Origin of the sequence: Corynebacterium sp. TAE3-ERU12 (assembly GCF_019209905.1) — a bacterium.
Lineage (GTDB): Bacteria > Actinomycetota > Actinomycetes > Mycobacteriales > Mycobacteriaceae > Corynebacterium.
On the sequence record NZ_JAHUTM010000003.1, the window covers coordinates 151,506 to 178,098 of the forward strand.

23 protein-coding genes are annotated in these 26,593 nt (G+C 61.9%); 8 read left to right on the forward strand and 15 right to left on the reverse strand.

Going from position 1 to position 26,593, the window contains the following annotated elements:
- Positions 1-184 precede the first annotated feature (184 nt).
- Together KRX51_RS08660 and KRX51_RS08665 are read left to right on the forward strand one after the other, a co-directional pair.
- Positions 185-1,537 carry an FAD-dependent oxidoreductase gene (locus KRX51_RS08660; RefSeq protein ID WP_218362738.1) on the forward strand — a complete coding sequence of 451 codons (1,353 nt, stop codon included), beginning with the start codon at positions 185-187 and terminating at the stop codon, positions 1,535-1,537.
- A 9-nt stretch (positions 1,538-1,546) separates the two neighbouring features.
- The gene (locus KRX51_RS08665) at positions 1,547-2,047 is read left to right on the forward strand and encodes a phosphoribosyltransferase (protein WP_218362739.1); all 501 of its coding nucleotides are present in this window, start codon (positions 1,547-1,549) and stop codon (positions 2,045-2,047) included.
- Here KRX51_RS08665 and purT read toward each other — a convergent pair.
- Complete coding sequence (gene purT / locus KRX51_RS08670; RefSeq protein ID WP_218362740.1) at positions 2,034-3,239, reverse strand: formate-dependent phosphoribosylglycinamide formyltransferase; 1,206 nt, start codon at positions 3,237-3,239, stop codon at positions 2,034-2,036. The two genes, KRX51_RS08665 and purT, sit on opposite strands and share 14 nt — an antisense overlap.
- Before the next feature lie 442 nt (positions 3,240-3,681).
- Between purT and KRX51_RS08675 the strand changes: the two genes are divergently transcribed.
- Both KRX51_RS08675 and KRX51_RS08680 read left to right on the forward strand, forming a co-directional pair.
- Complete coding sequence (locus tag KRX51_RS08675; protein ID WP_218362741.1) at positions 3,682-4,593, forward strand: hypothetical protein; 912 nt, start codon at positions 3,682-3,684, stop codon at positions 4,591-4,593.
- Positions 4,594-4,824: 231 nt separating this feature from the next.
- On the forward strand, positions 4,825-5,697 hold the full coding sequence (locus tag KRX51_RS08680; RefSeq protein ID WP_218362742.1) for a hypothetical protein: 873 nt from the start codon (positions 4,825-4,827) through the stop codon (positions 5,695-5,697).
- Positions 5,698-5,708: 11 nt separating this feature from the next.
- Here the strand turns inward: KRX51_RS08680 and KRX51_RS08685 are convergent, their stop codons facing one another.
- The 4 genes from KRX51_RS08685 to KRX51_RS08700 all read right to left on the reverse strand — a co-directional run bounded on the left by KRX51_RS08685 (position 5,709) and on the right by KRX51_RS08700 (position 9,787).
- The gene (locus KRX51_RS08685) at positions 5,709-6,593 is read right to left on the reverse strand and encodes a nucleoside hydrolase (RefSeq protein ID WP_218362743.1); all 885 of its coding nucleotides are present in this window, start codon (positions 6,591-6,593) and stop codon (positions 5,709-5,711) included.
- On the reverse strand, positions 6,590-6,964 hold the full coding sequence (locus KRX51_RS08690; protein ID WP_255549582.1) for a metalloregulator ArsR/SmtB family transcription factor: 375 nt from the start codon (positions 6,962-6,964) through the stop codon (positions 6,590-6,592). The genes KRX51_RS08685 and KRX51_RS08690 overlap by 4 nt, the downstream gene beginning before the upstream one ends.
- A gap of 173 nt (positions 6,965-7,137) precedes the next feature.
- Positions 7,138-8,370 (reverse strand): MFS transporter, encoded by a 1,233-nt coding sequence (locus tag KRX51_RS08695; RefSeq protein WP_218362744.1) that lies wholly within the window; start codon positions 8,368-8,370, stop codon positions 7,138-7,140.
- Between the two features lie 130 nt (positions 8,371-8,500).
- The gene (locus KRX51_RS08700; protein ID WP_218362745.1) at positions 8,501-9,787 is read right to left on the reverse strand and encodes an adenylosuccinate synthase; all 1,287 of its coding nucleotides are present in this window, start codon (positions 9,785-9,787) and stop codon (positions 8,501-8,503) included.
- Positions 9,788-9,864: 77 nt separating this feature from the next.
- Between KRX51_RS08700 and KRX51_RS08705 the strand changes: the two genes are divergently transcribed.
- From KRX51_RS08705 to KRX51_RS08715, 3 genes are all read left to right on the forward strand, one after another.
- A complete protein-coding gene (locus KRX51_RS08705) occupies positions 9,865-10,731 on the forward strand; it encodes a hypothetical protein (protein WP_255549583.1) in 867 nt (288 codons plus the stop codon).
- A gap of 105 nt (positions 10,732-10,836) precedes the next feature.
- A complete protein-coding gene (locus tag KRX51_RS08710; RefSeq protein ID WP_218362746.1) occupies positions 10,837-12,726 on the forward strand; it encodes a phosphoenolpyruvate carboxykinase (GTP) in 1,890 nt (629 codons plus the stop codon).
- A 165-nt stretch (positions 12,727-12,891) separates the two neighbouring features.
- Complete coding sequence (locus KRX51_RS08715; protein WP_218362747.1) at positions 12,892-13,986, forward strand: Fic family protein; 1,095 nt, start codon at positions 12,892-12,894, stop codon at positions 13,984-13,986.
- An 18-nt stretch (positions 13,987-14,004) separates the two neighbouring features.
- Here KRX51_RS08715 and KRX51_RS08720 read toward each other — a convergent pair whose 3' ends face one another.
- From KRX51_RS08720 to KRX51_RS08760, 9 genes are all read right to left on the reverse strand, one after another.
- A complete protein-coding gene (locus KRX51_RS08720; RefSeq protein ID WP_218362748.1) occupies positions 14,005-15,297 on the reverse strand; it encodes an aromatic acid exporter family protein in 1,293 nt (430 codons plus the stop codon).
- Positions 15,298-15,311: 14 nt separating this feature from the next.
- Entirely contained in the window at positions 15,312-15,698 is a 387-nt protein-coding gene (locus KRX51_RS08725) for a DUF3151 domain-containing protein (RefSeq protein WP_370625089.1), read from the reverse strand.
- A gap of 96 nt (positions 15,699-15,794) precedes the next feature.
- On the reverse strand, positions 15,795-16,829 hold the full coding sequence (gene fbaA / locus KRX51_RS08730) for a class II fructose-bisphosphate aldolase (protein WP_218362750.1): 1,035 nt from the start codon (positions 16,827-16,829) through the stop codon (positions 15,795-15,797).
- 172 nt (positions 16,830-17,001) lie between these two features.
- Complete coding sequence (locus KRX51_RS08735) at positions 17,002-18,189, reverse strand: glycoside hydrolase family 76 protein (protein ID WP_218362751.1); 1,188 nt, start codon at positions 18,187-18,189, stop codon at positions 17,002-17,004.
- Positions 18,190-18,290: 101 nt separating this feature from the next.
- On the reverse strand, positions 18,291-18,905 hold the full coding sequence (locus tag KRX51_RS08740; protein WP_218362876.1) for a TrmH family RNA methyltransferase: 615 nt from the start codon (positions 18,903-18,905) through the stop codon (positions 18,291-18,293).
- A gap of 49 nt (positions 18,906-18,954) precedes the next feature.
- Complete coding sequence (locus KRX51_RS08745; protein WP_218362752.1) at positions 18,955-19,731, reverse strand: lysoplasmalogenase; 777 nt, start codon at positions 19,729-19,731, stop codon at positions 18,955-18,957.
- A gap of 25 nt (positions 19,732-19,756) precedes the next feature.
- Positions 19,757-20,293: an orotate phosphoribosyltransferase gene (pyrE, locus tag KRX51_RS08750; RefSeq protein ID WP_218362753.1), complete on the reverse strand. Its 537-nt coding sequence runs from the start codon at positions 20,291-20,293 to the stop codon at positions 19,757-19,759.
- Between the two features lie 34 nt (positions 20,294-20,327).
- Entirely contained in the window at positions 20,328-21,869 is a 1,542-nt protein-coding gene (locus tag KRX51_RS08755) for a hypothetical protein (protein WP_218362754.1), read from the reverse strand.
- A gap of 75 nt (positions 21,870-21,944) precedes the next feature.
- Positions 21,945-22,775, reverse strand: a complete 831-nt coding sequence (locus KRX51_RS08760; RefSeq protein ID WP_218362755.1) for a sulfurtransferase — start codon at positions 22,773-22,775, stop codon at positions 21,945-21,947.
- Between the two features lie 150 nt (positions 22,776-22,925).
- Here KRX51_RS08760 and KRX51_RS08765 point away from each other — a divergent pair, with 150 nt between their 5' ends.
- Positions 22,926-23,738 (forward strand): SDR family oxidoreductase, encoded by an 813-nt coding sequence (locus KRX51_RS08765; RefSeq protein ID WP_218362756.1) that lies wholly within the window; start codon positions 22,926-22,928, stop codon positions 23,736-23,738.
- Positions 23,739-23,933: 195 nt separating this feature from the next.
- On the opposite strand, the gene clpB is transcribed toward KRX51_RS08765, so the two are convergent.
- Entirely contained in the window at positions 23,934-26,519 is a 2,586-nt protein-coding gene (gene clpB / locus KRX51_RS08770) for an ATP-dependent chaperone ClpB (RefSeq protein WP_218362757.1), read from the reverse strand.
- Between the last annotated feature and the right edge of the window lie 74 nt (positions 26,520-26,593).

A 26,593-nucleotide genomic window follows, 5' to 3' on the forward strand; every position in this document is an offset into this window, starting at 1 on the left:
CTCTGGCAGCGTAAATGAGTGTTAACCAGATTCTCCGCTAGGTAAGGACAGTTTCGCAATGTAAATCTTCAACCACTCCATAGGGGTTAGGTTTGCCTCCCTAAATCTTTACGTTGTCCCGCGCACCGTTACAGTGGGCACGAATACCTCTATAAGCGACCCAGGAAAGCAGGTCACACGGACTATGCCCCGTCCCCTACGCGTTGCCGTTATCGGCTCCGGCCCCGCCGGTGTGTACGCCTCCGACGCCCTGATGAAATCCGGGCGCGAGGTCAGTGTTGACCTCTTCGAGAAGATGCCCGCCCCCTTCGGACTGATTCGCTATGGCGTCGCCCCGGATCACCCCCGCATCAAGGGCATCATTAAGAGCCTGCACCGCGTGCTCGACAAGCCCGAGGTGCGTTTGCTGTCCAATGTGGAGTTCGGCGCGGACCTGACTCTCGACGATCTGCGCAAGCATTATGACGCCGCAATTATCGCCACTGGCGCGGTGGGCGACCGGGACTTGAAGGTGCCCGGCTCCGATTTGGAGGGCAATTTCGGCGCCGGCGAATTCGTCGGCTTCTACGACGGCAATCCGCTGTTCCCCCGCACGTGGGATGTCTCCGCGGAGAAGGTCGCCGTCGTCGGTGTGGGCAATGTGGGGCTGGATATCGCCCGGGTGCTGGCGAAGACCGCCGATGAGCTCAAGGTCACCGAGATCCCGGATAATGTGTACGAAACCCTGAAGGACAATAAGGCCACTGAGGTGCACATTTTCGGCCGCCGCGGCCCTGCCCAGGCGAAGTTCACCCCGCTGGAGCTCAAAGAACTGGACCACTCCCCGACTATCCAGGTTGTGGTCAATCCCAATGACATTGACTACGACGAGGGCTCCACGCTGCTGCGCCGCGAGTCGAAGATGACCGAGCAGGTGTGTTCCATCCTGGAGAAGTACGCCATCCGCGAGGTTGAGGACCGCCCGCATAAGCTGTTCATCCATTTCCTGGAGTCCCCGGTGGAGGTGCTCGGTGAGGATGGCCGGGTTAGGGCCCTGCGCACGGAGCGCATGCGGCTGGACGGTAATGGTGGCATCGAAGGCACCGGCGAGTTCACTGATTGGGAGTGCGGCGCCGTTTATCGCGCTGTGGGTTACCGTTCGGATTCATTGCCGGAGGTGCCTTTTGACACTGAGGAGCACGTCATCCCGAATGAGGCTGGCCGCGTTCTCGACGATGGTGAGCACATTAAGGGTCTCTACACCACAGGCTGGATTAAGCGCGGCCCCGTCGGTTTGATCGGCAATACCAAGGGCGATGCGAACGAGACCGTTGATTGTTTGCTTGCCGACGTCGACGCCGACTTCGCCAACCAGCCCGACGCCCCTGGCGAGGATGACATCCTGGCCACCCTTGATGAGCGCGGGGTCCGCTACCTGACCTGGAATGATTGGTACACCTTGGACGCTCATGAGCGGGCCTTGGGTGAGGCTGAAGAGCGCGAACGCAAGAAGGTTGTGGAGTGGGATGAAATGGTCGCCCGCTCCCTCGGTGAGTAGAATTCGACCATGGCTTACCACGCGGATTCCCAGGACCTAGTCGAGAAAGAAGTCCTCACTTGGGAGGATTTCGGCACAGCGCAGCGCGAACTGGCGCAGAAAATTGTTGACGATGGCTACGAGCCGGAGATCATCATTGCGGTTGCCCGCGGCGGTCTCATCCCTGCTGGTGCTTTGTCCTACTCGATGGGTGTGAAGCTTTCCGACGCCATCAACGTCGAGTTCTACACCGACGTTCACGAAACCCTGCCCGACCCGGTCCTGCTGGAGCCGCTGCTCGACACCGATTCCCTCGACAGTCGCAAACTGCTCGTTGTCGACGATGTTGCCGACTCCGGCCGCACCTTGAAGCTGGTGCTCGACCTGCTGGCCAAGCACGGCGCCGAGGTGCGCTCGGCGGTGCTCTACGGCAAATCAGCCTCCGTGGTGGAGCCGGACTATGTGTGGAAACGCACCGACGAGTGGATTGTTTTCCCGTGGTCTGACGAACCGCCGGTTACGAAACAGTAATCGCGGCAGCTGCGGCCCGGGCTCGCTCCCGGGCCGTATCCACATCTTCAGCCGTGGCCACGGCCACGCCCATGCGGCGCTTCTCATGGGCCTCGGGCTTACCGAAAATACGCACGTCGGTCTCCGGTAGCGCCATCGCTTCGGTCAGGCCCCGGTACTGCGGGGCGCTACTTTCGCACCCTCCGTAAATCACTGCGGAGGCGCCCGGGGACGTCAGGGTCACATCAACCGGCAGCCCCAGGATCGCGCGGGCATGCAGATCAAATTCCGAGCACCGCTGGGTCGCCAAGGTAACCAAACCCGTGTCGTGCGGGCGGGGGCTGACCTCGCTGAACCACACATCATCACCGCGGACGAACAACTCCACGCCAAAAATGCCCCGCCCGCCCAATGCGCGAGTAATCCGGGCAGCCACTGAGCGCGCGGTGTCCAGGGCGACCTGGCTCATCGGCATCGGCTGCCACGACTCCACATAATCGCCATCTTGCTGGCGGTGCCCGATGGGCTCACAGAACCAGGTGGCTGGCTCGCCAGTAGCAGCGTCCATCGAACGCACGGTGAGCATGGTGATCTCGTAATCAAAGTCGATAAAGCCCTCGACGATGACCTTCGTCGCGGCGACCCGACCACCAGAGACGGCGTACTCCCAGGCCTGGTCGATATCGACGTCTTCCCGAATCACCGACTGCCCCTTGCCGGAAGAGCTCATCACCGGTTTCACCACACACGGCATGCCGACCTCATGCACCGCGGCCACGAACTCCTCGTGCGTCTCGGCAAACATATAAGGCGACGTCGGCAAGCCCAGCTCCTCTGCAGCCAGGCGCCGGATACCTTCCCGGTTCATGGTCAGCTGCACCGCCTTCGCGGCCGGGACGATATCAGCCAGGCCGGCGCTTTCGACGTCGGCAAGCGCGTCGGTCGCGAGCGCCTCAATCTCCGGCACGACGAACTGGGGTTTTACCTGCTCAATGAGTTCGCGCACCGCGGCGGGATCGGTCATATCGAGAGTGTGCGCGGCGTGGGCGACCTGGTGCGCCGGGGCATTGGCGTAACGGTCGGCGGCATGGACCTCCACGCCCAGGCGCTGGAAGGAGATCGCTACCTCTTTACCGAGCTCACCGGACCCCAGCAGTAGAACACGGGTCGCGCCGGGGGTCCCGGGAGTGCCGGTGGCGGTGGGCATGAACATCACATTCTCCTCATTGGTGGCTTGGAAACCATCATAAAGGCAGGAAACGGGGGAAAACCGCATTTGGCGGCCAGGCGGGCGGGTGCTCGGGCGGGATCGGCCTTCGCGCTGGGGCTGGGTTGGGGCTGGGTTGGGAGTGGGTTGGGCTCTTCGCTGGCTTCTTCTGGCAGATCCGTACCAATTGCGCAGATCCGTGCGAAATTCCGTACGGATCTGCGCAATTGGTACGGGTTTGGCCGTGGGAGGCCGCGGGAGGTCGCGGGAGGCCGCGGGGGCAGCCGCAAGGCCCCGCCCTGTCGACTATTTCCGATAGGCACCGCTTGAAATTCCATGCGCACACGCCGTTCGCAGACGAGTAATCGCTCATCCCTGTCAAGCAATAGGTCGAGGTAAACGGTATAATAACCGGGGCATTTCAGTAATACTGCGGAAGGAACCAGCGTTGGCTCATTTCAATCTGTATGAAGCACTCGGCCTAGATCGCGAGTACACCCCCGAAGCATTGCGCAACGCCCTCGACGAGTGGATTGAGCAATCCGACGATCCCACCTCGGAGCGCACGCAGAATCTTGCTGCCGCCCGCGACGTGCTGGGCGACCCCGAGCGCCGGGCGAAGTACGACTCCGTCTTAGATGACCCGACCGCTGCAGACTTGACGCCAAAGGACGTGCACGACCTCGCGGCGCTGCCGACGTCCAGCGCTGCTTCCACCGCCGGTTCGGCGCAGGGTGGAGCCCCGAAGCATGACAACGGGATGGAAGCCGGCAAGGAAAAACTGACTGAGATGGCTTCCACAGCGAAGATGTTCACCACCACTCAGGCTAAGGACGCTCAGCAGCGATTCCAGAAGAGCGATAAAAAAGCGATTGCGATTACCGCTGTTGCCACCGCGGTTGTCACATTACTTCTCGTCGGCGTGTTTTCAGCCCTGACGAGCATGGGCGATTCCGCAGATGAGGCCCGGGACCTGGCTAAAGAGTTCGTTAAGCTGAAGGACGAGGACGAGACTAAGGATTGGCTCAAGGAAAACACTCCTGCAGCCACCCGCCAGGACGTCATTAACGCTCTCGGTATTGGCGATAGTTTCGCCGGTGTGGATGCCTTCCTCGGTACTGACGAACCGCAAATCGGAGTAGTCAGCACGTGGAAAAAGGGCGAGCACTCGCTTTTCCCCTTCGGGGACGAAGATTACAGTTCCTTGAGTGGGACTCAGGCAATCTTCGCGGAGCAATTCTGGGAGAGCTCTGATGACCTATACGCCGTTTCTATCGAGGATGAGAATAATAACTTTGCCGGCATCCTCCTGATCGCCGTTGGAGATAACGGAGCAGAACTCCTAGATACGGCAGTTTGACCCTTCCTAAATACTTTCTGGAACGGCCTTCCACCTCCCGCAGGCACCGGCGACAATCCCGTCCAGCCCTTTCCAGCAGCACGAGGGCTCCGGGTGTCGCCGGTTTCTACTGCGGAAACTCGGTCCACAGTCTCAGGGCTTCTCTCTATCCGATGGGTAGATTTTTACGAAAAAATTTTCTAAAATATCCGCAACTTATCAATCGACGATGCTGAAGGAACGTATTTAGCTATGGCCCATTTCAACCTGTACGAAGTGCTCAATCTAGACCGGAACAAGTCCTCGGATGAGCTGCGTCAGACACTCGACGAGTGGATCCACAACGCCGGCGACCCCAACTCCGAGCAGGCACGCAACCTCACTGCAGCCCGCAACGTCCTCGGCGACTCCGACCGCCGCTCCAAGTACGACGCTGTGCTCGATGACCCCAATGCCAGCGACCTGACCGAAAAGGACGTCTTCGACCTCGCCAACCTGAACTCGTCCGCTGATAACTCCAATAACGCCGCTGAACAGGGCAAGGAGAAGTTCGAGCAGGGCAAGGAAAAGGCCACTGCCATGGCCGCCTCCGCTAAGGAATTCGCCAGCGAACAGGCCAAGCAGACCCAGGAGGTGTTCAAGAAGACCGACCGCAAGCCGATCATCATCACCGCAGTTGTCTCCGTGCTCGCCACCCTGCTGGTCGTGGGCCTGTTCTCGCTGCTAAGCAACCTGGGCGATACCGAAGAAAAGGCTGTGGATCTGGCCGAGGAGTTCACTGAGCTCCGCGATACCGATGACACCCAGGAGTGGGTCCAGGACAATGTGCCGGCCTCGATCCGGGAAGACATCCAGAACGACTTGAGCCTGAACAACAGGTTTGCCGGTGTCGATGCCTACTTCGGCGTCGATGACCCGGAGGTTGGCCTGGTCATGCCGATGCGCGTGGACGGCCACGAAGCCGGTACCTTCCCGGGCCTGCTCACCTACTTCAACGAGACCGGCATCGATGAAGACGACGATATCTACATCATCAATATCGATGGCGATGACGACGAGCCGGCTGGCGGCGTCACCATTGCGGTAGGCGACGACGGTGCTCGCCTGATTGCCGTCACCAACTAAGCACGCACCAGCTACAACACCCGGACTGCTCGCGCGAACTCTTCGCGCACAGCGTCCGGGTGTACTGCTGTGACAAGGTCGACGTCGAAGGCCCCACTGATGACACCACCCCGGTTTTCCGGGTCGGGGCTCAGCTGGACCCGCCTGGTGGGGGCGTCGACCCTCCCCGCGGCGATCATGGCGGCGAGAACGTCGTGAACTTGGGCGAGATAGCCCAGCCCCTGGCTGCGGTGGAATTCGAAGTAGAAACGCAGGGCGTCGGCAAGCGTCGTCGCCACTGCGGGTGGCAATTCCCACGAATCGATATCGGCTGGGGTGATGGTGACCTGTTCGGTCACGGCGAGGCTACACAGCGTCGGCGTTAACCGTAGGCCGGCGGCAATAGCACCAGGATCGACCCAGAAATTCCATTCCGCATGCGCGGTGGTGTTGCCGGGGTAATCGACCGCACCACCCATGATCGTGGTGGTGTCGAAGGCGTCGGCTAGGTCTGGGTAGGCGGCGACATTCGTTAACGGGCCGGTGACCAGCAGATCGCAATGCCCGTCGGCAAGCACTGTGCGCCACAAATCAGCAGCGGCTGGGTCTGGGTCTGGGTCAGCGGCGGCAGTTGGCACCCGGGCGTACCCGAGGCCCTGTGGACCATGTGTCTCCGGGGTCGTGGTGAGCGCTATATCCGCAGGCCCCGGCTTTCCGACGGCAACAGGGATGGCGCTTTGCCCGCACAGATCCAACAGATAACGCGAATTAGTTGCGGCCTGGGCGGCGGTGGTGTTGCCGGCACTCGTAGTCACCCCAGCGAGTTCAATATCCCCGGCGTGGTGCAATGCGGCTAGGTAGACCAACGCCAATGCGTCATCAATGCCGGTATCTACATCAGCGAGAATGCGCTTCATCGGTGATGCGGCGGATGGTCGTAGAGGGCGTGTTCCGCATTGTGCAAAATATTCGTGACCAGCGCTGCGATATGCGCATCTGGCTGCGAATAGTAAATGGTGGTGCCCTGGCGGCGGGTAACAACAAGATTGCCGGCACGCAGCTTCGCTAGGTGCTGAGAAACAGTAGCTACCGGGCGGTCAAGCACAGATGCGATACTCCCGACGGACATTTCCCGGTCAGTAAGCATCGCAAGGATAGATAGCCGAGTGCGGTCAGCGAGCAGGCGCAATACACCCACCGCGTAGTCAAGGTCCGATTCAGGAGGCGGAGTGGGCAAGTCCGTAGGGCTAGCACTCGTGATATCGGCCGGTTGGTTCATATTGGTCATTATTGCCATTAAACGACGTTTAGTGTGATATTTCCAAGACTTCTTATCCGCCGCGGCCGTTTAACAGGAGTTTCCCTTAACCCTTCGACTTACCCCCGCCCATAACAAGGCCCAACACACCAACCCGAATACCTCACTACACACTTAAAAACTAATGTTGCGAAAAGCCGACCTTATTGCCCGCCAGCCGGTAGCGCACTGCGCCACAAAATAGCCGCAACAATACCGCCGACGCCCGCCAGAACTGCCATGACAACAGCGGCGAGGCTCATCGAATACGTACCCAACCAACCAACAAGCGGGTACGTGACTAACCAGCATGCGTGCGATAACGAGAACTGGGCGGCGAAGACCGCAGGCAGGTCAGCACTGGGCACATGCCTGCGCAAAATGCGGCCCACCGGGGTTTCCGCAGCCGCCCAGCCCAATCCGACAAGGGCCCACAACACCGCGATCATGGTGACCGCAATAGCCACGGAGGACACCAGAAGCGTCGGCACGATAGCGGCTACTGCCACGGTGACGCAGGCTGCACCACATAACATCACGGGCATATCTGGCACCTTCCGCAGCAATGGCGGCAGTGCGAAAGCAGCAGCGATAGAGCCAAGACCGGCAGCGGCGAGCAGCCAGGCGACCGCTTCCTCCCCCAGTCCCAGCCGTGACTGGGCAATGACCACGGTCTGCACAATGACGAATGCGCCGCCGGCGGCCGGGGCCATATTCAGCGCCAGGATTGGCCGCAGCTTGGGGTGGGTGAGCATCATGGTCGTGCCGGCACGCACTCGGCGGGGGAAGCTCAGCTGGTCGGTGTCGGTTTCCTGGTTGGTGGGATTGCGCTGTGGGATTGCGCATGAAAACACCAGGAGGGCCGAGCCGGCAAAACCCATTGCGGTGCCGTCGAAAAGGGCGGTTGCTGGGATGAATAGCAGCAGAAGTGCCGCGACCATTGGTGAGGCGATGGATTCGACGTCGTGGGCCAGCCGGGATAGCGATAATGCGCCGGTGTAGGCGTCCTCGTCGGTAAGCACATCGGGGACGACGGATTGGAATAGTGGTGTGAATGTTGCAGATGAGGCCTGCAGCAAGAATATGAGCGGGTAGATCTGCCACGTTTCGGTGACAAGCGGCAGACAGGCCGCGATCACCATGCGGGTGAGGTCGGCGGCGATCAGCACCTTTTTGCGTGGAATGCGGTGCACAAGCGCTTCCATGACTGGTGCGATGGTGACGTAGGCGACCATCTTGACCGCTAATGCAGTGCCTAGGACCTGGGCGGCGCGGTCGCCGGCCAGGTTATAGGCCATAAGCCCCAGGGCGACTGTGGCCAGGCCGGAGCCGAGTAGCGCGACTACCTGGGCCAGGTAGAGGCGTCGGTATATCGGGTGCGCGAGGGCGTCGAGCATCGGCGAACCTTTGAGTAGTGCGGATAGCGGAGACCCCAGTATCCACCCTATTTTTACAGTTACGCAAGTAATGGATTACTGGGGTTATCGCACAACACTGCCCGTCACGCACGCACCCGACGTCACAGTATTAGGCGCACACGTCGTTAATGACGATCGTCTGGTCACGCCCCGGGCCCACACCCACATACGAAATGCGGCACGCAGACAGCTCCTCAAGACGATTGAGGTAATCCTGCGCCTTTTCGGGCAGCTCATCGAAGGTGCGGCACCCGGTGATGTCCTCTTCCCAGGCCGGCATGGTTTCGTAAATCGGCACCGCGTGGTGGAACTCGGACTGCGTCAGCGGCATCTCATCATGGCGCACACCATCGACGTCATAGGCGACACAGATCGGAATCTCACCGATACCGGTGAGCACATCCAGCTTGGTGATGAACAGGTCAGTAAAACCGTTCACCCGGCTGGCGTAGCGGGCCAGCACCGAGTCATACCAGCCACAACGACGCTTACGTCCGGTATTCACACCGACCTCACCGCCGGTGGTCTGCAGGTACTCGCCCCACTTATCGTGCAACTCAGTCGGGAACGGGCCAGCACCGACGCGGGTGGTGTAGGCCTTCACAATGCCCAGCGAGGAGGTAATCCGGGTGGGGCCGATACCCGAGCCCACGCAGGCGCCGCCGGTGGTCGGGTTCGACGAGGTGACGAAAGGGTAGGTGCCGTGGTCCACATCGAGCATCGTGGCCTGGCCGCCCTCCATGAGGACGTGTTTGCCGTCGTCAAGCGCTTGATTAAGCACCGTGGCGGAGTCGATAATCATCGGTTCCAGGCGATCCCGGAAGCTCATGAAGTAATCGAAGACCTGTTCCGGGTCGATGGCTCGACGGTTATATAGCTTCACCAGAATCTGGTTCTTCTGGTTCAGCGCGCCTTCAATCTTCTGCCGCAGGATGGACTCATCGAGCAGGTCCTGGGCACGAATACCGACGCGGGAGACTTTATCGGCGTAGGTGGGGCCAATACCGCGGCCGGTAGTGCCGATGGCGCGCTTGCCGAGGAAGCGTTCGGCGACACGGTCCAGGGTCTGGTGGTACGGCGCAACAAGGTGGGCATTAGCTGAGACGCGCAGGCGGGAAGCATCAGCGCCACGGGCTTCAAGGCCGTCGATCTCCTGGAACAGGGCCTCGAGGTTAATCACCACGCCATTGCCCAGCACCGGGGTGGCGTTTTCGGATAGCACGCCTGCTGGCAGTAGCTTCAGTTCATACTTTTCGCCGCCGACGACCACAGTGTGACCGGCGTTATTACCGCCGTTTGGCTTGACGACGTAATCCACGCGGCCGCCGAGAATATCGGTGGCTTTGCCTTTTCCTTCGTCGCCCCACTGGGCACCGACAATGATAATTGCGGCCATACGGTCCGCCCTCCTGGGTGTTGCGGTATGCCCCGACATGGCTTTTCTGCCGGGATGCCGCGTTAAAGTTTAGACCCATGCGGATACATGTGGTGCGGTGTGGGGATGCCAAGGTCGCCGAGATTCCTCGGGGAGCGCATCTGCACGAGGTTTCAGCGCGGCCCGGGCGTGGTGAACTGGGCTTTATTGCAGATGTCGCTGCGGAGGTCTTGCCTCGCGATACAGCGCCTACTCCGGCTGATATCGGCAAGTCCAATAAGGTCGACCCGCTCGGTGCGCCCCAGTTGGCGCCGCAGCAACCCGAGGAGCCATTGCGTCTTATTGTGTGCGGTGCCGACGCTGGTCTCGCCGCGGTGGCGACCCACCTGATGCGCAAGAATCTTGGTTGGGTGGAGCTTGCGTATTGCCCTGGTCAGGCGACTCCTGCCACTCGTAATTGGGATCTGGGTGAGGGGCTCGATATGGCTGCCGCGGTGAGCTTGCCGGTGCGCCCGGTGCCGCTGATTCGCGATGACACTGGCGCCGCCATCGTCGGCTTCGCTTTATTAACTGAGCCCGGCATTGCTGGCACGTCCTCGCGTGGTGGTTTTAGCGGTGAGGTGTGGGTTGATGAGCACATGTTGTTCTCGGGCACGTCACATGGGGTGCAGGTGCGGCCTACTCCTAGTGCGCCGGGGCTGGTGGCGGCGGAGGTCCCACCCCCGGATGATGTTCCTTCCGATTCTGGTTGGTGGGCGCGGCTGCGTGGGCGCGGTTCAGATCCGAATCTGGGGCTTACCGACGTGCATGGCCGGCGTCGGGCGATGCATGCCCCCATGACGGGTCGGGCGGTGCAGGCCGGAGGGCCGGGCTTCCGTTATGTCCGGGATGGCATTGAGACGCGCAAGCCTCGTGACAAGGTCACGTTGTATCGCCATCTGCGGGATCTGCAGTTGGTTCGGTAGGCGCTTGTTCTCGGTCACCTTATTGCGGTGCTAACAGGGCGGCGGAACATGAAGTTCTGCTAGCCTATTTGTGTATTACGTTGCACCGAACATCGGAGGCCTTGAATGTCAGAAAACCCTGTCACCAGTAATGACGTCGCCAGCACTTTGTCTGCTGCCGGCGTCGACAATCCGCATATCGTGGAGTTTGTCACCGACTGGGCCGAGGTGCTGCAGCCGTCGGCTATCGAAGTGATCAGCGCCGCAGATGACCAGCGCATCATCGACGCCTGCCTGGCTGATGGAGAAATCCTGCCTGCCGGTGAAGGCCGCTACTACTCGCGCAGCTACTTCAAGGACACCGCCCGCACTGAGGAACGCACCGTCGTCGCCACTCATGACCCGGCCGATAAGGGCGTGTACAACAACTGGCGCGATGCCGACGAGGTCACCAAGACCCAGCGTGAACGCATGGCCGGCGCCTACCAGGGCAAGACCATGTACGTGGTGCCCTACCTGATGTCCCCGAAGGACTCCCCCTTCGCCAAGTGGGCCGCCGGTGTGGAGCTCACCGATAACCGCACCGTGTGCCTGCACATGATCCGCATGGCCCGCGTTGGCATTGAGTACCTGTCTGACCTCGACGACCCGGCGCACTTCGTGCATGCCGTGCACGTCACCGGCGACCTGCCGAACCTGGGCCAGGGCACCCCGAACGACGAGCGCCTCTTCGCCACCGTCGCTGATGACCGCGCCATCTTGCACTACGGCTCCTCCTACGGCGGCAATGCGCTGCTGGGCAAGATTGCCCACGGCCTGCGCCAGGCGGCCTACGACGGCTGGGCTTCCGGCGAGTTCCTTGCTGAGCAGTTCATGCTGATCGGCATCAAGAACAAGAAGACCGGTGAGCGCCGCTACGTCTGCGGTGGTTTCCCCTCGGCTTCCGGTAAGACCAACCTCGCCATGATGCTGCCGCCGAATGGTCTCGGCGACGACTACGAGGTCTTCTTCTACGGCGATGACATCGTGTGGCTGCGGGTTGGCGAAGACGGCAAGCTCTACGGCATGAACCCGGAGTACGGCGCCTTCGGCGTCGCCCCGAACACCAACAAGAACACCAACCCGACCGCTATTGATTCCATCGATACCGGCACCGGCACCCTGTTCACCAACGTTGCGTACAACGAGAAGACCCACGACGTGTGGTGGGAAGGCCTGACCCCGGACTTCCCCGAGGATGTTGACGGCTGGCTGGACTGGAAGGGCGAGAAGATCGCTGACCGCCCGGCTGAGCGTCAGAAGTCCGAGGAAAAGGGCGATGAGTGGGCCCACCCGAACTCACGCTTCACCACCACCCTGGCCAATGTCCCCAACGTGGCCGACGACTACGAGGCCCCTGCCGGTGTGCCCATCGACGCCATCATCTTCGGTGGCCGCGTCCGCGACCGTGAGCCGCTGATTCGTGCCTTCCGCGACTCCGCTGAGGGCGTCTACGACGGCCTGACTCTGGGCGCTGAGGCAACTGCCGCGGCAGAAGGTGTTGCCGGCCAGCTGCGCTACGACCCGATGTCCATGCGCCCGTTCATGTCCTACCCCGAGGGCCGCTACGCCGAGCACTGGCTGAAGATCCTCGACGAGGTCAAGGAAAAGGGCGGCGAGGAGGCTATGCCGGTCTTCGCGCACGTCAACTGGTTCCAGCGTGGCGAGGACAAGCGCTACCTGTGGCCCGGCTACCGCGATAACCTGCGCGCCCTGCTGTGGATGCTCGACTTCAAGGACGGCAAGGTCACCGGTACGCAAACCCCGGTCGGCGCCATCCCGAAGGTCGATGAACTCAACCTCGACGGCTTCACCGGCGATATGGATGACCTCAACACCATCCTCGATATCGACCATGACCAGTGGCTGGCCGAGATGGAATCCCGCCGTGAACACCTGTCTCACTTCGACAACCTGCCGCAGGCCATCTGGGACGCCCACAACCGCATCCTGAAGGACATCGAAGCAGAAAAGTAGGCCTGCTGCCTGACGTTTCTCCTGCATAACGGCGCCGTCTCCCCCTTCTCCGGGGAGGCGGCGCCGGTGCGTTCGGACATGTTAAGTCGTTAACACGTCCCGGCTGACATGTTAAAAAGTGACACGTTTTTTAACATGTCCCCTGTGGCTTGTTAAAGTTTCACCATGTGGCCCGGACCTAATTCCCCGTACCAATCTCTACCTCCCCTCCCGCCGGCAGGCTGCTACGAAACCGCAGGTGTATTCAAAGCAACCATTGCTGCTACCCGCGCACTCGCTTTTCTCGACGGCGCCTGCGGCAGACTTCCTGATGCGACGGTTTTGACCAACCTCATCCCCCTGCTCGAAGCGAAGTCGTCTAGTGAAATCGAAAATATTGTTACCACCAACGACGAACTCTTCCGAGCAGCGCACAGCATTGAGGAATACCAGTCTCCTCAGGTGAAAGAGGCGCTCCGTTACCGCACGGCGTTAAAGGTTGGCTGGGATGAGATGAGCCGTCGCCCAATCACTGCCCGCACCGCACAGAGCGTGTGCACAACGATCTTAGGTAGAACTGCGCTCATTCGTAACCACCCGGGCACGTACATCGGCAAACCCGCGAGCCAAGAAAAGGTTTACACCCCACCAGAAGGCCTTGAAGTTATTCAGGACCACCTCCAGAAGTGGGAAACCTGGGTCAACACGCAGCAAGAATGCGATCCCTTAGTTGCGATGGCGCTGGCGCATTATCAGTTCGAGGCCATCCACCCGTTTTTCGATGGAAACGGGCGTACGGGCCGCATCTTGAACATGCTCATCCTTAAACAAGCTGGGCTTCTTAAAGAGCCAATCCTGTATCTATCCGGGTACATTCTGCGCCACAAGGATGAGTACTACCGCCGACTAGCCGCAGTTACTGAGTCGCAACAGTGGGAGGAGTGGATCATCTTCATTCTTAATGCTGTCACTGACACAGCCGAGCGCACGATTGCGCTCGTCGAAGCCAGTGAGGAAGCTCAGCGGACCCTAGAAGCCGATATCCAGCAGAGCAACCGACGAATTAAAGCTGCGGAAATCGCTAAACTCTTATCAACTCAGCCTTACTTGCGAATCGAGAACGTGGTCGATGCCCAGATCGCTACACGACAGACGGCGTCGAAGTGGCTCAACGAAATCGCAGATATCGGCCTTATCACCCGACTCAAAACGGGCCGCAGCTATGTTTTCGTCAACCATCGTTGGGTAGACCAGCTTTTCTCGTACTCGCCCACTGAGTAAAACCCGCCGCAGCAACCGTTAGGGCTTTTTCTTGCGATTGATAGGACTCCCCCAGACCTCTGGGGGCATAGCGGGCTGTTCCACCGTCGGCGGCAGCATTGCCACAGCCGACAGCCGCGACATTCCACACACCTGCAATAAGTCGACCACGATCGACCGGCACTGACCGAAGATCATGATCTCTGAGAGAGTCGCTCCGGAGATATTTTCCATCCCCATCGTGGCGGCAAGCATCTTCAGCCGTCGGATCGTTTCCTCCGGGGTAACGCTGTCGAGCATCTGGAGGGAGTCGACCGGCTCCGGCGCGCCATAGGCGGGCGCGGCGGGTAACTCCGCCACATCGTCGACGATATGGCGCACCATATAGGCGCACTCAGCGGCGCCGGCAAGCATCTCGATAATCTCCGGGCGCACGTGCACACGGTCCTCGGTGACAGTGATCGCCCGGCGCGCCAGCACACGAGTATTGCGGATTCCGTTATCGACCGGATTGACCACACGTCGCAGGCTCCGCAGCGCCGCTCGTCTGCCCCACCACACCGGTGAGACTTTCGCCAGCTCATTGCCGTCGGCCACCACCTGCGACATGTGCGTAATCGTGCCCTGGGAGGCACGCGCGACCTGCAGTGCGGTGCGAATGCGGTCCGCGTCGTCATTTTCCAGGCCACGCGCAACGTCGTACAAAATTGCGCCCATCAGGTCGATGACCCGAGCGATGGAGCGTTTCGATTCTGCAACCGGGTTTCGGGGGATGATCGACATCACCGCAATACCGACCAGGCCGCCGACCAGGGCGTCAATCATTCGTTGATAGGACGTCGCCGACCCAGGCGGGATAATTGTGGCAATCAGCACAGCAGAACTGGCTGCCTGGTTAACCACCAGTGGGCCACGGTTGACGAACACTCCCACGGTCATCGCCACCAGCACACCGACGGTGAGCTGCCAGGTGCCGGGGCCGAGCCAACCAATGATGAAATCGCCGATGCCCACACCAAGCGTGGCGCCGATGACCAGCTCCACGGAGAACCGGATTCGCGGCCCGTACATCATGACGTTCATGCTGATGAACGCCGCCATAGGCGCGAAGAATGGGTTGAGATGGCCCAGGACGTCCTTGGCGACGAAATAGGCCAGGCCGGCGGCGAGCGAGGCCTGCACAATAAGCAGCCACCGGGACCGGACTTCCTGGATGCCATGCAGAAACCGGGTGCGGGGCCGGGCGCGGCGACGCAGCGCCGCAGAGGCCCGGGACGCGGGGTGCGTCAGGCTGCTGGCGTAGTCCGTGGCGGGGCGGTGATGTTCAGGCATGGGCGAGGCAGCTACTAAATTCCGGTTTCGCCTACGGCGGACTGGTCACAGTCCTGCAGCAGTGCCAGGCACCGGTCGTATTCGGCGGTCTCGCCGATTTCGCGGGCGGCGCGCCCCAGCAGGGCGATAGAGCGCAGAACACCACGGTTGGGCCCATGCGACCACGGCACCGGGCCGAAGCCCTTCCAGCCATTCGCACGTAACTGGTCTAGGCCACGGTGGTAGCCGGTGCGGGCGTAGGCATAAGCCTCAATCGGCCGGCCGGCATCGAGTGCGGCCTCGGAAAGGTCCGCCCAGGATTCCGAGTGCAGCGGGTTGGAGCGGATGCGCTCGGCGGGAGTGGTGCCGGAGACCTCAAGCGCGGGTAGGTGCACCGGCTTCGGAGCCAACATGTCCTTCATTTCCATGGCCCCATTATGCAGCGACCCCACCTGCCGGGAAGGCAGATGGGGTCGCTGTGTTCTGACCTGGTGCGCTATGCAGCGCTGTGGTCGTTACTACTTGGAGACGCTGGTGCCGATGGAGTGCAGGTCACGGCAGGCTTCGACAACGCGCTCGGACATGCCCTGCTCGGCCTTCTTCAGGTAGGAGCGGGGGTCGTAGACCTTCTTGTTGCCGACCTCGCCGTCGACCTTCAGCACGCCGTTGTAGTTCTCGAACATGTGGGACACGATCGGGCGGGTGAAGGCGTACTGGGTGTCGGTGTCAACGTTCATCTTGATGACGCCGTAGCGCAGGGCCTCCTCGATCTTCTCCTTCTCGGAGCCGGAACCACCGTGGAAGACGAAGTCGAAGGGCTGGGAGCCGTCGCTGAGGCCCAGCTTTTCCGTGGCGGTCTTCTGGCCCATATCGAGGACCTCCGGGCGCAGCTTCACGTTGCCGGGCTTGTAGACACCGTGGACATTGCCGAAGGTAGCGGCCAGCAGGTAACGGCCGTTTTCGCCCACACCGAGGGCGTCGACGGTCTTCTCGAAGTCCTCAGCGGTGGTGTACAGGTTCGCCCCGGCCTTGGCCTCAACCCCGTCTTCTTCGCCACCGACGACGCCGATTTCGACCTCGAGGATGATGTTGGCGGCCTTAGCCTTAGCCAGCAGTTCCTGGGCGATCTCAAGGTTCTCGTCGATCTGGATGGCCGAGCCGTCCCACATGTGGGACTGGAACAGCGGCAGCTCGCCGCGGTCGACGCGCTCCTGGGAGATAGCAATCAGGGGGCGGACGTACTCGTCGAGAACTTCCTTCTGGCAGTGGTCGGTGTGCAGCGCAACGTTGATGCCGTAGTGCTTGGCGGCCTCATGTGCGAATGCGGCCAGTGCGGAGGCACCTGCGACCATATTCTTCACCCCCAGGCCGGAACCGAAGGTGGAGCCGCCCGTGGAGAACTGGATGATGCCGTCGGACTCGGCCTCAGCGAAGCCCTTCAGCGCAGCGTTGATGGTTTCCGACGAGGTGCAGTTAATGGCCGGGTAGGCGAAGCCGCCCTTCTTGGCCTTGTCCAGCATCTCGTTATAGACCTCGGGAGTGGCGATGGGCATGGACAAACCTCCGTAATCATGTGGCGCGGGCGCGGTGGCGCCCCTTCTGGTGTCGATTATGCCTGCGTTTTCCAGTATTGGCAGCCATGTGCGTTAAGCATGCCGACGCCGCTTCCCGCTACCCCCATCCGACGGCCCGGTGCCGGGTTCGACCCAGGCCCGGCAACAGCGGTTAAACAGTGTCGTCTTCGACCTGATGAGCAGCGACAGCCGCGGCTGCCTCCATCAACATCCAGCCTGATAGTTGCACTGACAGATCGCGTTCGCGTACCGACGATCCGCGCGTGGTGCCACCAACATTGGCCGACACCAGCCCGCCGCTTTGCGGGAAGGTCGCGTCATCGGTCCAGTCTGCTGGGAATAGCGGCAGCCCATCGACTTCCAACCGGCGCTGCCATGCCGACTCGGCGGTTGAGAGCACTATGCGGCGGCAGATCCGTCGGGTTGCCCGCGACATGCGGTCATCGTCGGGAAGTTCTATCGCGGCCTGCGCAAGATAGCGGATCAGGATGCCGTTGAATAGCCCGCCGTCGCCGCCACCGCCGCCCTTGATGACGTTATTCGCGGTGGCCTGGTGCATCACCACAGCGTGCACCAGGTTGTACACCCGCGTGAGGTAGCGGGTAGCGCGGTCCCGGTCCCCGCGTTCGCGCAGTCCTTTCGCGATCTCCAGGCACGCGCCGATCATGACGCCCTGGTTGTAGGTATAGACATTGCGCTGAATGTCCTGGTCGCCAACGACGAGGCGCACCCCGTCCATCACCAGGCCATTTTCATTAATGAGATTGTCGAAAACCCAGTCCACCAGGCTGCGGGCTTCGTCGATACGACCATGCCGGGCAAAAGCGATCGCCGCCGGGCCGTTCGCTGGGACGTTGAAGAACAGGTCTCCGACGCGCCAGGGCAGCACGCCCATATCCGGGTCAATACCGTCACTGAGTGAGCTCAACAGTGCGGTGGCCCGCCGACGGGGGCTGCCTCGGCCAAGCTCACGGTCAGCGCGGCACAGTGCGAGCTGCAGCCAGGCCCGGTCATCGTAGTAGCGATTGGCGGTGAACTGCTGCAGATTGCGGATGCGCATACCCCGGATGGTGTCCTGCACTGCGCGGGCTTTAGCTTTCGACGGCAGCCGCAGGTAGGCGTCGATAAGGCAGTCGAGGTAGTGGGCCTGCCACCAGTAATGCCAGCTGAAGAAGAGTTTGTGCTGGGTGGGGGCGGGCCAGGAGACCACGGCGAGGTTGGTGCGCGGGATGGACCACAGGGTGGATGCGTGGCGCTCGCGGATGCCTTGTTCGGCCATATCTGCGCGATATGCCCAGTTCTCAGCGCCCGCGCGTGTCGGATCATTCAACGCTGCCATGCCGTCAGTGCCTTCCACCCCGCCGCAGAAGTAGGTATCCCCATCTGTTTGTTGACAGCATACCGCCCGTAACGCCATTCACTACCAACGGCGCTAATGACCTACCACGCACTGCCCAGATCCGCATGTTCACGCACCCACGCATGCATCGCGATACCAGCGGCAACACCAGCATTAATGGACCGCGTCGAACCGAATTGGGCAATCGAAACCGTCGCCGCCGCCTGCTCCCGGGCCGTTTCGGTCACACCCGGGCCTTCTTGGCCAAACAGCAGCAAACAATTCCGCGGCAGACTGGTCGTTTCCAGCGGAACTGAGCCTGGCACATTATCCACTGCAATCACCGTCAGGTCGTGCTCGCGCGCCCAGGCCATCACCTCATCCACAGTGTTGTGGTGATAAAGGTGCTGGTAGCGGTCGGTGACCATGGCGCCACGTCGATTCCACCGCCGCTTACCGACGATATGTACCGCCGCCGCAGCGAAGGCATTAGCAGTGCGCACCACCGTGCCGATATTGGCGTCATTCTCGAAATTCTCGATCGCCACATGCAGCGGGTGCCGACGGGTATCGATATCGGCAACAATCGCCTCCCGGGTCCAATACCGGTACGCATCGACAACATTGCGGCGGTCGCCGTCGGCAAGCAACTCCTGGTCATAGCGCTCGTCGGTGGGCACGGGCACCCCGGGGAACTCCTGCTCCCAGGGGCCCATCCCGATCCGGGCTTCATGCCATTCGGTGGGGCCGCGGCCTGGCTCGGGTTTAGTCACGGTTGGCTTCAGTAGCGCAGAGACCGTCGATAAGCAGCATCTGGGCCAAGGCGTAGGTGTCCATCACACCGCCGTCGAGGATATGCCCGGCGCGGGTGTCCTCACCGATAGCGGCACGCAGCATCAGCAGGGCATCAGAAAGCATGAACATATTGCCGCCGAGCCCAATGGCGTAGCGGGGGTCTGCCGAATCGCGTTCCGGGGCGGGCAGCCCTTCCAGCAGGCGCCCGTCATCGCCAAGTGCCGACGTGGCACCCAGGATGGCGCCGTAGCCCAGCGAGGCCGGCAAAAATCGTGGTGTCGAGGCCGCGCAGGCAATAGCCGCACCAGCCCAGGCCACTGCCCGCGCCCCCGTGCGCACCTGGTCATGGCGGGCCCCGGCGCGGTGCAGCAACCACTGGTAGATGAGGTGATTACCCGCAAACGGCACCGCACCCGCATTGAGGTTTGGCTTCTGCGGCATCAGCACCAGATCCCCCAACCAGCCCAGGCCGGCGGCAGATACCAGGGCGGCCGTACCGACGTCACCGATCTCCTTGCGGTGGCGCACCACACCAACAGCTAACAGCGGCATCAACGCAGTCTTGGAGATTTTGCGTGGCTTCTCCCAGCCAGCAACGGAGCTGATCACATTCACTGACCATGCGCCCAGGTAGGCAGCACGTTCTGGTTCCTTAGTGGCGCGTCGCAGGGAGGTCAATGCCGCAGTGGCGGCGTCATCAAGACGACGGGCCACGAGATCAGTGAACTGCTGGCGGGAGGTAGACATGGAAAGCTCCTTGGATGGCGGGTGTTTAGTTGTCCAGGCCGAGGTCGGCCAGGCCCAGCAGACTGCGGTATTCCAGCCCTTCAGCGCGGATCGCGTCGGCGGCGCCGGTGGCGCGATCCACCACGGTGGCCACACCAACAACCTCAGCGCCAGCTTCGCGCAGAGCAGCAACTGCCGTCAACGGGGAATTTCCGGTCGTGGTGGTGTCTTCGACCACCAGCACCCGGGCGCCCTCCACATTGGCGCCTTCGATACGGCGCTGCATGCCGTGGCGTTTGGCTTCCTTGCGCACCACAAAAGCATCGATGGGGCGGCCGTCGGCATGCATGATCGAGGTTGCCACCGGGTCCGCCCCCAGGGTCAGCCCACCCACTGCGGCGTAGTCCCAATCCTCGGTGAGCTGGCGCAGTAGCTTGCCGATGAGTCGGGAGGCTTCGTGCTGCAGCGTGGCGCGGCGCAGGTCGACGTAGTAATCGGCCTCTTTGCCGGAGGACAGGGTGACCCGGCCGTGCACAACGGCGAGCTCCTTGACGAGTTCGGCCAGGCGGGCGCGATCAGACATAACGGTCTCCTTGGGGGCAGGTATTGGTGCAGGGTTAACGCGAGTCGGTGTCGGTGTTGTCGGATTCGACGATATCGACGTCGATAATGTCGGAGTCCTCCGGCTCGGGCGCGGGCTCAGGCTCAGCATCCGGCGCAGGCTCGGGCTCGGACTCGGGCGCAGGCTCGGGCTCAGACGAGGCCGGGGTGGCGAAAAGATCCGACGGGGCATCGGTGGGGCGCACCACCCGTCCCCGGTGCGGTGTCGCCCGAGTGTGTTCCGGGTCCTCCCCCAAGGCCGGTAAGTCATTATCGTCCTCACCGAGATCCCGGAACTCCCCTTCCCCCATCCGGGTAGCTACCGAGCGGGTCGGCATCTCCACCGGCTCCGGGGTGGGTTGCGGGTCCGGCCGCCATACCGGGTCCTCATCCTCATGATGGGGTTCTGCGGCAGGGGCGTCTGGCACACCGACGAGATAACCGCCGGTGTTTTCATCATGCTCAGCCGGCTGCGGGCGGGTCGGGCCCCACACGGTGGGGTCAAGCTCGCCGAGGCTATCGGTGGCTGGCGGCAGTCGCCGGGCGATATCGGCAAAATCTGCCAGCGGCGCGAACGTGGCATTCCAGTGCTCCGGCCCGGTGGCCGCGGACATCATTGCCAGCGCCCATTCCCCTTCTGCCCACATGGCATCAACAAAACCGGGGATGCTGCGCAGCACCTCATGGGCACGGTCGTCGAAAATGCGGTGGATGAGTTCCGGCTCGCTGGCGGAAACCAATACATCGTCTTCCAGGCCTACCTCTGGCAGGTCGGAACCACCGTCGCGGGAGAACTCCAGCACCTCAGCGGAACCCACTGAGCGCCGCAGCGCAATCACCGTGACCTCGTCAATATCGGCGACGTGCATTTCCCGCCCGTGGGCGAAACCGCTGACCACATCGCGGACTTCACCGTCGGGAACGCGCTGCCACATCGACGCGACACCCTTATCGGTCTTGGAGTACGCGGCTTTGCGTTTATCCGCCCACTTACGGCGGGCTTTCCGACGGCGACGCCGGCTAGCGACCGCGCCGATACCGCCGCGCAGACGCGACTGGCTGGCATGGGCATCGGTGTCGGTCTCTAGCGGGCGCTGCTCCGGGCTGGGCGGCACCGGGACCGGTTCGGCCTCGACAGGTTCGGGGTCAACTGGTTCAGCCTCGACCGGTTCTGGATCGTCGTATTCTTCCTGCTCCGGCGCCTGCGGCTGTGGCTGTGGCTGCCCCGGATCGTCGGAATGCAACCACTCGTCGAAACCGTTTGGCATGTCGCCTTGTGGAGTACGCCGGATTCTGGCCGGCACGATCAGCGGCTTGGCTTCATCACTGGGCTCGGTGTCTTGCTCGGCATCCGGCTCCGGCGCGGGCTCAGGCTCGGGCTCCGGCGCGGGTTCAGCTTCGGGCTGGACCTTCGGCTCGGCGCGCAGCTCCCGTACCGGATCCATCGCAGGCGACTGTTCCCGATCGCCCGATGAGCTCCGGCGTCGGGAATCCACATACAGCAGCGCGGCCGCAGCAACGAAGAGAAGGACGGCGGCGGCAAACAGGATAGTTTCCATCCCTGCCGATTCTAATGGCCAAAGCAAAGCGACCGAGTTCACCGCGCCCACCACGGCGTGGGGATAAGCCGCCGATTAGCTATGAATGATCGGGTTGCCCTGGCCACCTGACCACTGCGACCACCCACCGACATACATCGACGCACCAAAAATCTCGGCCTCATGCATCGCCTGAATAAACAGTGCCGAATGCACACCCGAACCCGAATACACCGCAACATCAGTGCCGACGGTGACGCCAACGTCGGCAAGCCGCTGCCGGATTTCCTGCTTAGGTATAAAACCGCCCTCCGGCTTAACGAACTCCTCAGCCGGGATATTCACCGCGCCCGGAATATGGCCAGCCTGAAGATCGAGCCGCTCCCGAGAACCAGAAAAACGCACCTGCTGCCGGGAATCGATCAGCACCCCATGCGCCGGCCAACTCCGCACCTGATCAATATCCACCGTCGGCATACTGCCCGGGCGAATCACAAGATCGCCGCGATGCGGCAGGTTGCCTGGGCCACCAGCAGTCTGAAAACCAGCATCCTCCCAAGCCCGCATACCACCATCGAGGGTGCGCACCCCCGAAATACCCGCCCACGTCAGCAACCACCAGGCCCGGGCGGCAAATTGGCCATCACCATCGTCGTACACCACCACAGGTTGGCCCTCCTGCAGCCCCCAGCGGCGCACCGCCCGACGAATCTGATCCACCTCCGGCAAGGGATTGCGGCCCTCCTGCCGGTCAGGGATACCGGCCAGGTCAAAGACCGGATCGCAGTACAGCGCCAACGGGATATGCGCCATTGCGTAATTGCTATAAGGACGGCCAAAACGCGTCCACCGGGCGTCGATAATCGCCGCCTTGGTTCCGGAACGGATCAGGTCGCGCAGTTCCCGGGGCGTCAAGCACGTGCTCATAACAAGAAGCTTAGGTTCATTGCGCCAAATCGGCAGGGCGCTGAAAACCTGGACAGAGCAACCCCGCTGGACCCCCACACCTGCTGTGTGCAGGATCTCTGTCCTGTTTTAAGCTTTCCTGTTTTTGGATATGGATATATCCTTCCGAGCATGACCACTAAGTACAACGCATTCATCACCGGTTCGGGCGCAGGCATCGGCCGCGCCACCGCCGAAAAGCTTCTTGCCGACGGCTGGACCGTCGGCGTGTACGACATCTCGGGGGATCAGTCCTGGGCCGAAGACGTGCCCGGCGCCATCGTCGGCACGCTCGACGTGACCAACCCGGAGCAGTGGGAAGAAGCCCTCGACGACTTCGTTTCCCAGGCCGGTCGCCTTGACCTGCTAATCAACAACGCCGGCATCCTCTACGGCGGCGAGTTCATCGACAACTCCTATAAGGGCGACTCCGCCATCATCGACGTCAACGTCAAGGGCGTTATCTACGGTGCCCGCGCCGCCCACAGCCACCTCAAGGCCGCCGTGCCGCAGACCACATCGCGCCCGCAGCTGATCAACATCTCCTCGGCCGCCGCGATCTACGGCACCCCGGATATGGCCGTCTACTCCTCCTCGAAGTTCGCGATCTCTGGCTTCACTGAGGCCCTCGAACTGGAATGGCGCCCGGAAGGCATCCGCGTTGCCGACATCATGCCGCTGTTCACCAACTCCGGGATGCTTGACGACGTGGAAACCGACGGCACCAAGCGCCTGGGAGTGCGCCTGACCACCGACGATGTGGCCTCCACCATTGTCGAGGTCGTTACCGACGGCCTGCAGGCAAAGCCCGATAAGCCCGCCAAGGTGCACTTCCCGGTGGGCCTGCAGTCGAAGCTGATGTTCCTGGGTTCGCACTTCTCGCCGTCGTTCTTGACCCGCTTCGTCAACGCGAAACTGACCACCTCGCGCAAGGTTGAGTTTTAACAACTAGCGGGTCTGCCGATTGACCTGTCCCGGCAGCCCGCACCAGCCAGATCCGTACCAATTGCGCAGATCCGTACGGAAATTCGCACGGATCTGCGCAATTGGTACGGGTTTATGTGGCCGGGCCGGGGGTCGGCGCCGGGGCGAGGCGTGGCCGCGGCGTGGGCTGGACTGGCCAGCCCCCGGAGCCACTAACTAGCCCCGCGGCTCGCCTTCCTCGTCATAACCGACGACCGTCAACGACTCACCGTCTTCGGCCACAGTGACCTCAACCCGGTCACCATCGCGGACATCACCAGCGAGCAAGCGTCGCGCCAACTCGTCGCCGATTGCCTTCTGGGTCAGACGACGCAACGGGCGGGCACCATAGGCCGGGTCGTAGCCACGCTCAGCCAACCACCCCTTCGCCTCATCAGAGACATCCAACGTCAGGCGACGCTGCGCCAACCGGTCAGCAAGCTGCCCAATCTGGATATCCACAATGCCCCGCAACTGGTCGGCGGAGAGCGACTCAAAGACCACAACGTCGTCCAAGCGGTTAATGAACTCCGGTTTGAACGCGGCCTTCACCGCAGCCATCACCTGCTCGCGGTCACCACCAGCACCAAGATTCGAGGTGAGAATCAAAATGGTGTTGCGGAAATCGACCGTGCGGCCCTGGCCGTCGGTAAGCCGACCCTCGTCGAGGACCTGCAGCAATACATCGAATACATCCTGGTGCGCCTTCTCAACCTCATCGAAGAGCACCACCGTGTACGGGCGGCGCCGCACAGCCTCAGTGAGCTGACCACCGGTGTCATAACCGACATATCCCGGAGGGGCACCGATCAGCCGGGCGACGGAATGCTTCTCGCCGTACTCGGACATATCGATCCGCACCATGGCGCGCTCATCATCGAAGAGGAACTCCGCCAGCGCCTTCGCCAGCTCGGTCTTACCCACACCAGTGGGGCCAAGGAAGAGGAAGGAACCAGTCGGACGGTTCGGATCGGACACACCAGCACGGGTCCGGCGCACCGCATCAGAAACCGCACTAATGGCCTCATGCTGGCCAACCACACGGCCACCCAGCACCGACTCCATCGCCAGCAGCTTCTCCGTCTCGCCCTGCATCATCTTGCCGGCCGGGATACCCGTCCATGCCGAGACGACCTCAGCGACCTCCTGAGTAGTGACCTCCTCCTTGAGCATGGCGTTATTGGCCTGCTCATCATCGGCGACCTCAGACTCAGCGTCGGCAAGCTTGCGTTCCAACTCCGGAATCCGGCCATAGCGCAACTCGGCCACACGACCGTAGTCGCCCTCACGCTCGGCCTTCTCCGACTCAGTGCGCAGCTCATCAAGCTGCTCGCGGATAGTACGGACCTCATCAATCGAGGACAGCTCCGTCTGCCACCGCGTCTTCAGCTCATTGAGGGCTTCGCGCTCATCGGCGAGTTCCTCACGCAGCTTCAGCAACCGGTCCTGGGAGGCCGCGTCGGTCTCCTTCTCCAGGGCCATCTCCTCAATCTCGAGGCGGCGCACAATACGCTCCGCGGAGTCGATCTCCTCCGGGGAGGAGTCAATTTCCATACGCAGCCGAGAGGCGGCCTCATCAACTAAGTCAATGGCCTTATCCGGCAGGAACCGGCTGGTGATATAGCGGTCCGACAGGGTCGCCGCGGCCACCAAGGCCGAGTCGGTAATCCGCACACCGTGGTGCACCTCGTAGCGTTCCTTCAGGCCACGCAGGATGCCGACGGTATCCTCCACCGACGGCTCGGCGGCGAAAACCTGCTGGAAACGACGCTCCAGAGCAGCGTCCTTCTCGATGTACTTGCGGTACTCGTCGAGCGTGGTGGCACCGACCAGGCGCAGTTCACCACGGGCCAACATGGGCTTAATCATATTGCCGGCGTCCATCGAGCCCTCACCGGTAGCGCCCGCACCAACAATGGTGTGGATCTCGTCGATGAAGGTGATGATCTGGCCGTCGGACTGCTTAATCTCGTCGAGCACAGCTTTGAGCCGCTCCTCGAACTCGCCGCGGTATTTCGCGCCCGCAACCATCGAGCCCAAATCCAGCGCCATGAGCGTCTTGCCCTTCAAGGACTCAGGCACGTCGCCCTCCACAATGCGTCGGGCAAGCCCCTCGACGATGGCGGTCTTGCCGACGCCGGGCTCACCGATTAGCACCGGGTTGTTCTTGGTACGACGCGACAGCACCTGGATAACGCGGCGGATCTCAGAATCACGGCCAATAACCGGGTCGATCTTGCCCTCGCGGGCGCGAGCGGTCAGGTCAGTGGCGTACTTCTCCAGAGACTGGAACTGTGCCTCCGGGTCCTCAGAGGTGACCCGGCGGTTACCGCGGACGCTGGTCAGAGTGGCCTTAAGCGCCTCGGGGGTGGCACCGGATTCCTGCAACATGGTGGCTGCTTCAGAATCACCAGTGGCGATACCAATAAGGAGGATCTCCGCGGAGACGTACTCGTCGCCAAGTTCGCTAGCGAGTTCCTCCGCAGCGGTGAGGGCGTTGAGCGCGGCCCGGTTGAACTGGGGGTTGGCCATATTAGAGCCCGACGCTGTGGGGTAGCCGGTGACCAGTTCGCGGGCCCGGGTAAGCGTGGCATTGGGCTCAACGCCGGTAGCCGCAAGCAGCGGGGCGGCAATACCGTCTTCGAGCTCGAGTAGTGCGACCAGCAGGTGGCCGGGGCGGATATCGGGATTGCCGGCGGCGGACGCCGACTTCAGTGCGGCCGAGAGGGCCTCATTTGTCTTCGTCGTCGGATTGAACGACATTGTCTTTGTCCTTTCGTAGGCGGCCGGCACATTGTTGAGTTCAACAGACTCAATTGCGCGACCCAGTGTAGGTT

Bases quoted from the DNA above. Each gene is read 5' to 3' on its own strand.
- KRX51_RS08760 (WP_218362755.1), bottom strand. From the start codon at position 22,775: ATGAGCACGTGCTTGACGCCCCGGGAACTGCGCGACCTGATCCGTTCC.
- KRX51_RS08745 (WP_218362752.1), bottom strand. From the start codon at position 19,731: ATGTCTACCTCCCGCCAGCAGTTCACTGATCTCGTGGCCCGTCGTCTT.
- pyrE (WP_218362753.1), bottom strand. From the start codon at position 20,293: ATGTCTGATCGCGCCCGCCTGGCCGAACTCGTCAAGGAGCTCGCCGTT.
- KRX51_RS08705 (WP_255549583.1), top strand. From the start codon at position 9,865: ATGCGGATACATGTGGTGCGGTGTGGGGATGCCAAGGTCGCCGAGATT.
- KRX51_RS08735 (WP_218362751.1), bottom strand. From the start codon at position 18,189: ATGGCAGCGTTGAATGATCCGACACGCGCGGGCGCTGAGAACTGGGCA.
- KRX51_RS08665 (WP_218362739.1), top strand. From the start codon at position 1,547: ATGGCTTACCACGCGGATTCCCAGGACCTAGTCGAGAAAGAAGTCCTC.
- KRX51_RS08660 (WP_218362738.1), top strand. From the start codon at position 185: ATGCCCCGTCCCCTACGCGTTGCCGTTATCGGCTCCGGCCCCGCCGGT.
- KRX51_RS08695 (WP_218362744.1), bottom strand. From the start codon at position 8,370: ATGCTCGACGCCCTCGCGCACCCGATATACCGACGCCTCTACCTGGCC.
- KRX51_RS08715 (WP_218362747.1), top strand. From the start codon at position 12,892: ATGTGGCCCGGACCTAATTCCCCGTACCAATCTCTACCTCCCCTCCCG.
- KRX51_RS08690 (WP_255549582.1), bottom strand. From the start codon at position 6,964: ATGACCAATATGAACCAACCGGCCGATATCACGAGTGCTAGCCCTACG.
- fbaA (WP_218362750.1), bottom strand. From the start codon at position 16,829: ATGCCCATCGCCACTCCCGAGGTCTATAACGAGATGCTGGACAAGGCC.
- purT (WP_218362740.1), bottom strand. From the start codon at position 3,239: ATGTTCATGCCCACCGCCACCGGCACTCCCGGGACCCCCGGCGCGACC.
- KRX51_RS08755 (WP_218362754.1), bottom strand. From the start codon at position 21,869: ATGGAAACTATCCTGTTTGCCGCCGCCGTCCTTCTCTTCGTTGCTGCG.
- KRX51_RS08720 (WP_218362748.1), bottom strand. From the start codon at position 15,297: ATGCCTGAACATCACCGCCCCGCCACGGACTACGCCAGCAGCCTGACG.
- KRX51_RS08740 (WP_218362876.1), bottom strand. From the start codon at position 18,905: ATGGGCCCCTGGGAGCAGGAGTTCCCCGGGGTGCCCGTGCCCACCGAC.
- KRX51_RS08710 (WP_218362746.1), top strand. From the start codon at position 10,837: ATGTCAGAAAACCCTGTCACCAGTAATGACGTCGCCAGCACTTTGTCT.
- KRX51_RS08680 (WP_218362742.1), top strand. From the start codon at position 4,825: ATGGCCCATTTCAACCTGTACGAAGTGCTCAATCTAGACCGGAACAAG.
- clpB (WP_218362757.1), bottom strand. From the start codon at position 26,519: ATGTCGTTCAATCCGACGACGAAGACAAATGAGGCCCTCTCGGCCGCA.
- KRX51_RS08725 (WP_370625089.1), bottom strand. From the start codon at position 15,698: ATGAAGGACATGTTGGCTCCGAAGCCGGTGCACCTACCCGCGCTTGAG.
- KRX51_RS08700 (WP_218362745.1), bottom strand. From the start codon at position 9,787: ATGGCCGCAATTATCATTGTCGGTGCCCAGTGGGGCGACGAAGGAAAA.
- KRX51_RS08765 (WP_218362756.1), top strand. From the start codon at position 22,926: ATGACCACTAAGTACAACGCATTCATCACCGGTTCGGGCGCAGGCATC.
- KRX51_RS08685 (WP_218362743.1), bottom strand. From the start codon at position 6,593: ATGAAGCGCATTCTCGCTGATGTAGATACCGGCATTGATGACGCATTG.